The sequence below is a fragment of the Streptomyces sp. ICN903 genome (assembly GCF_022015835.1).
Lineage (GTDB): Bacteria > Actinomycetota > Actinomycetes > Streptomycetales > Streptomycetaceae > Streptomyces > Streptomyces fenghuangensis.
On the sequence record NZ_JAKMAY010000454.1, the window covers coordinates 1 to 1,492 of the forward strand.

Below are 1,492 nucleotides of genomic sequence, written 5' to 3' on the forward strand. Positions count from 1 at the left end.
CCGGCCGCCGACGATCCCGCCCTCGCACGCCCCGTCGAGCAGCTCGCCGCCGTCCAGGACCGCCTCGCCGGGTGGATCTCCGACCTCACCACCCTCCACGACCTCACCGAGCGACTGGTGCGCACCGACACCCTGGAGAGCGCGGTGCGCGAGGCGCTGCGCGCCGGAGCCGCCCTGGTCGGCGCCCGGCGCGGGCTGATCGCGCTGGAGCCTGCCGACGGGCTCGGCCCCGACACCACCGTCGGACTCGGCCTGGGAGCGGCGGATCTCGGCCACATCGAGACCCTCCCGCGCGACTCGGCCTCCCACGCGCGCCTCCTCGACGGGCTCCCCGAGCCCGGTGCCGGATCCGGTGCCGGGGCCCCCGGTACGGGTGAGGACGCAGGCCCCGGCGGCCTCCGGGAGATCACCCACCCCCACATCGCCCGGGACGAGGACCTCGACCCCCGCCACCGCGAGGTCGCCGCCCGCCTCGGCTACGCCGCCAGCCACGCCGTCCCCCTGACCGCGCGGAGCACCGGGCGGCTGGGCGCCGCGGTCTGGCTCTACGACGAGCCCGCGCGGCCCACCGAGCGCCAGCGCCATCTGCTCGGCCTGTACGTGCGCCACGCCGCCGAGCACATCGCCCGCCAGATCGACCTCGCCCGCGCCCGCCTTGCCGTGGAGACCGTGCGCGAGGGGCTGCTGCCCGCCCGGCTGCCGAGGGTGCCGGGGGTGCGGCTGGCGGTACGGCACCGCACCGGCCCGCGCGGCGGCGGCGACTGGTACGACGCACTGCCGCTGCCCGAGGGGGCGCTGGGGCTGAGCGTGGGCGGGGTCACCGGATCCGGCCCGGACGCGGTGGCCGCGATGGGGCGGCTGCGGGCCTCGATGCGGGCGTACGCGGTGATGGAGGGCGAGGATCCGGTCGCGGTCCTGTCCGACCTGGAACTGCTGCTGCGGCTGACCGAGCCGGCCCGGTCGGCGACCGCGCTGTTCGGGTACGCCGAGCGGACGCCGCCGGCCCGGGGCGGTCCGCGGGCGGGCACCAGGGTCGTGCTGGCCGGGGCCGGGCACTGCCCGCCGCTGATCGTCGGCCCGGAGCGCACCGAGGTCGTCGAGACCGCGCTCTCCGCGCCGCTGGGCATGCTCGCCTGCTGGGAGGCGCCCAGCGTCGAGGTGGACCTGGCACCCGGGGAAACGCTCCTGCTCTACAGCGACGGCCTGCTGCACCGCACCGGCGAACCGCTGGACCGCGCCTTCGCCCGGCTCCGGGCCGCCGCCGTCGCCGCCGCCCCGGCCGTACGCGCCGACCCCGACGCGCTGCTGGACCACCTGCTGCGCACGGTGCTGCCCGGCGAGCGGGACGGTGCGGGCGATGGCGCCGGGGACGGGGACACCGGGAACGCCGGGAACACCGGGAACGCCGGGAACGCCGGGGACTGCGAGGACGTGGTGCTGCTGGCCGCCCGCTTCTGAACCCCGCCCGCGGTCCCGGCGTTCCCGGTGTTCC

The 1,492-nt window shown here is 78.4% G+C and carries 1 protein-coding gene; it reads left to right on the forward strand.

Annotated features, from left to right (window positions below):
* Window positions 1-1,458: PP2C family protein-serine/threonine phosphatase (locus L7D48_RS27570; RefSeq protein ID WP_237883630.1), on the forward strand; the 1,458-nt coding region annotated here is incomplete at its 5' end.
* Window positions 1,459-1,492 lie beyond the last annotated feature (34 nt).